The following is a 3,563-nucleotide window of genomic DNA, read 5'->3' as shown; positions in this document are numbered from 1 at the left end:
CCTGAGCAACAAGAACGGCGCCGCCCTGACGGTCGGGGGCCCGGCCTATTTCACGCCGGTCATCAATGGCTTCGCGCCGGTGCCGGACAAGTCGTATGGCTACGACCTGGGTATGCGCGTCTCTTTCTAATTCGGTGGCACCAAGCCATGCTCCATCGCACCGTCAACAACGGCGAGGTCCTGTCAATAAGGCGGATTCACCACCACGAATTGAGACCCCTGCGGCTGATACCACTGGCTGCCGCATTGCTGGTACACCATGCCGCCGTAGTTGACGGGGACGCAGTTGGCCGGCACGGAGCGCACGACTGAGCCGACCACTGCCGAGGTCACGGCGACAGCGGCCCCGACGGCCATCGCACCGGCCACAGGGTGGTAGTCATTGTCCCACCCGCCACCGCAGCAATTATTGTTGCCGCTGACATTGACGTTGACATTCCGATTGGCGTTGACGTTGGTGTTGCGATTGGCGTTGACGTTGGCACTGCGATTGCTGTTGACATTGTTCACGCTGGTGCTGCGGACATCATTGGTCCGCACGTCGGCCCTGCTATTGTTGACCTGCGCACCCTGCGCACCCTGCCTGCCTCCGCCAGACGATGCAGCGCCAGCGCCAGCGCCACCGGCGCGAGCGCCGCCGCCTCCTCCCGCGTTCGCGCGGGCACCACCACCTCCGCCCGCGCTTGCGCGAGCGCCTCCACCTCCTCCACCTCCCCTCCCTCCGCCGCCACCGTCCCGCGCCGCCTCGGCCGCCGGGATCAGCGCGAAACTCACGAGAACCAGTAGGCCCGCGGGAACCGCAAGCATCCTGCTGAATGATCGCTTCATGGTCACCGCTCCTCTACCTGGACTTAACCGGGACAATTTCGATGCGGGTCGCACCCTTCGGTGGCCTGAACTTGAACGTCGCTTCATTGAACGACGGGTCCACATTCCAGTCGATGACACTGATCGATTGCGGGCGCGCGTCGTCACGTCGATTGGTGATCACGAGCTTGCGCGGCAAAGGTTTGCCGCCGGTCGTGATCCAGACCTGCCAATCGAAGTCGCCCTGGCGAAACGCGTAGTGGTCGCAGAGACTGTTTCCGATGATGTCCTGCCCGGCATTCATGGCCGACTCGATCTTGTCGACCGGCGCCGCGGGGGTGCCCCACGTGAACAGATCGGACATCGGGATCTCGACGCCGTACTGCTCTTCGAGCTTCTCGACGAGTACGCTGTTGGGCTCGGAGAACTCAACGGTCGAGTAGTACTTTTGAGCGGGCGCGTACAGCGTGACCGTCTTGCCGTCATAGAGGATTTCGCGCTCGGAGCGAACGCTCCACATGCGGGCGCGTAACCTGTTCGGACGCGCTGCCTCGACCGTAGCCGATGCGGTGTGCATCAGCTTTTGGCCGTCGCTCAGCACTCGTTCGGCCGTCAGCGACGTCGATGTCCGGAAGCGATCCAGCGTCTGCAGGTAGGCGCCCATGTCCTTGAGAGCCTGGATTGACGCCGGGTCGACGGTATTGCCGGCGGGCGGGGCAGCAGGGGCCGGCGCGGTTTGTGCGACGACCGGTGCCGTCAGCACCAGCGCGAGTACGGAGGCTGCGAGTCTTCCGGGGTTCATTTGTACTCCTTGGGGGATGAGCGGCCTGCCCGACGCCGGTCAACGCTGATGGCGCTCGTCAGTCGATCGAAAGCGCCACTGCTTCGGTGTAGGTCGCGTGCACTTGATCGCCGACCTTGATCATCTTCAGTTGATCTGCATCCCGCACTTTCAGGTCGACCTCATACTCCGGCCCGCGCAGCGTGACCATCTTGGTCTTTCGGTTTACGGCGACCACATTCGCAGTGACTTCGACTTGCCTGCCCATCGACCCGCCCGGGCGTTCGCCTTTCGCGGTCCTGCTGCCGGTCACCGGTGAATCGACCCTGCTGCGTATTTCATTGCCGTCCTTCACCAGCGTAAGCGTCAAGGCCTGTGCGTAGCGGACCGTGACCCGGTCGCCGACCTTGACGTGTTCGAGGTTGCGCGCCTCCGGGCCGACGGCCAGCGGAATCAGCTTGCCGTTCGCATTCTTGATGGTTACATGGCGCGTCTGAAGATCGATGGCCTCGACGACGCCAGTGGCCTTGACCAGTTCCTTGATGGTTCCCGTACCGGGCCTGGTCGAAGCGGTGATCTCAGTGCCTGATTGGTCCTTCGAGATGGCGAGAGGCAATAACGTGCCGAGCACCACCGAGGCCGTGAGCGATGTCAGGAGCTTCATGAGAATTTCTTTCTGGATGTGGCGAGCCACGCCGCGATTGTCGGCAACTTTGTGACCGCCACATTGACGTCCGTCAATCCACGGGAATTAGATCCGCCTGCTGGATCGGTACGCCAAGAGCCCGCGACATAAGAATCAGCGGCTCTCGCAATCGACGCGGATGCTTGAGTAGCTTCCCACCGCCATGGTGCCGGTGTTGTCCGTGTCGGTCATCACGGCTACAGCCAACACTGGGCCCGGTTCGGCGCCATAGGCCCTCTTGTAGTCGTCGGAAAGATTGCGCTGCACCGATTGCCAGCGGCCTAGGTCGCCTGCCCATGAGGAGACAACAAGCATCTTGACCTGGCTCGTGTGCGCGGAGGAGATCCATGTGCCCACCGGGACGTGATCGGTCCAGATGTACACCAGCACCGCATAAGGCATCTCGCGGCGGGCCAGATTCTTCGCTCGACTGAATCTTTTTCGCTCCGCATCAGGCAGGCTGGCAACATCGCCGTCGAAGGCCACCAGCACACGCAGTGGCGCGTCCTCACGGTCCTTGTCGCGGTTGTCAGCGCCAGCAATCAATGCGTGGGCCTTCCAATCCCAGCTGAGGGTCATGGGCGGGCGCAGCGAAGGCTGAAGCCGCGCCACGAATAGCGAGGCTGATCGGTCTGCGGTGGCGCGCAGCACCGCCGAGCGGTCGCCCTCGTGCACCACCTCGTACACCGTGTCATGCTTCATCTTGGACAGAGGTACATGCGTCCAGGCCGCGCTCTTGTCATCGAATGCGAGATCGCGGGGTCGACAAGGCGATCCCGGATCCTGGCCCGCAGCGACGGCCGTCACGAAGACCGTCGAGATGCATGTCACGACGAAGCGCCGGGATTTGGTCATGAGATCGGCAATCCGTCAGTACTTGATGTCTCGCTTTTCCTGTCGACCGTCTTGCTTCGTGTTGCGCTTCTCCTGCCGGCACGCGGCGTTACTCTTCTGGTCTTCGGCCCGGCAATCCACCTTGTCCGAGCGGGCGTCCTGTTTGGCAGCCTGATTGGCGCTCCTGCCGTGTTGGCGTTGCTGCGACTGATCGGTGGCCAGGGCAACGCTCGAAAGCGCCAGGAGCACGGCTGCGACCAACAAGCCGGTGGTCCGGTTCCAAGGTCCATATCTTTCGATCATTTGAATTCTCCTTTTCTCCTGATTTAGAAAGCGGTCATCTAGCAGGCTGCTGAAATATCTCACTCGAAGGTCTCCCGAAAGTGGACCTGAGGCGTTGTCTTTGCAGACTCACGAAACCTGCTCCGATGCGCGGCCCTGACACATTCACCGAAG

5 protein-coding genes are annotated in these 3,563 nt (G+C 62.2%); all 5 read right to left on the bottom strand.

What is annotated here, in order from left to right; genetic code table 11:
* Positions 1–183: 183 nt before the first annotated feature.
* Positions 184–510 carry a hypothetical protein gene (locus QTH97_RS37215; protein ID WP_444813521.1) on the bottom strand — a complete coding sequence of 109 codons (327 nt, stop codon included), beginning with the start codon at positions 508–510 and terminating at the stop codon, positions 184–186.
* A 331-nt stretch (positions 511–841) separates the two neighbouring features.
* Positions 842–1,570, bottom strand: a complete 729-nt coding sequence (locus QTH97_RS36680) for a DUF2092 domain-containing protein (protein WP_286573686.1) — start codon at positions 1,568–1,570, stop codon at positions 842–844.
* A 97-nt stretch (positions 1,571–1,667) separates the two neighbouring features.
* Positions 1,668–2,252, bottom strand: coding sequence for a hypothetical protein (locus QTH97_RS36675; RefSeq protein WP_286573684.1), 585 nt, complete (start codon positions 2,250–2,252; stop codon positions 1,668–1,670).
* Between the two features lie 135 nt (positions 2,253–2,387).
* Positions 2,388–3,128 (bottom strand): DUF3047 domain-containing protein, encoded by a 741-nt coding sequence (locus QTH97_RS36670; RefSeq protein WP_286573682.1) that lies wholly within the window; start codon positions 3,126–3,128, stop codon positions 2,388–2,390.
* Positions 3,129–3,143: 15 nt separating this feature from the next.
* Positions 3,144–3,410, bottom strand: coding sequence for a hypothetical protein (locus QTH97_RS36665; protein ID WP_286573681.1), 267 nt, complete (start codon positions 3,408–3,410; stop codon positions 3,144–3,146).
* Between the last annotated feature and the right edge of the window lie 153 nt (positions 3,411–3,563).

The organism is Variovorax gracilis, assembly GCF_030317115.1.
GTDB lineage: Bacteria > Pseudomonadota > Gammaproteobacteria > Burkholderiales > Burkholderiaceae_C > Variovorax > Variovorax gracilis.
This window is presented reverse-complemented; position numbering and strand designations above follow the sequence as displayed.

What these genes read in the sequence shown, in the direction of transcription:
- QTH97_RS36675 (WP_286573684.1), bottom strand. Translation starts at nt 2,252, where the DNA reads ATGAAGCTCCTGACATCGCTCACGGCCTCGGTGGTGCTCGGCACGTTA.
- QTH97_RS36670 (WP_286573682.1), bottom strand. Translation starts at nt 3,128, where the DNA reads ATGACCAAATCCCGGCGCTTCGTCGTGACATGCATCTCGACGGTCTTC.
- QTH97_RS36665 (WP_286573681.1), bottom strand. Translation starts at nt 3,410, where the DNA reads ATGATCGAAAGATATGGACCTTGGAACCGGACCACCGGCTTGTTGGTC.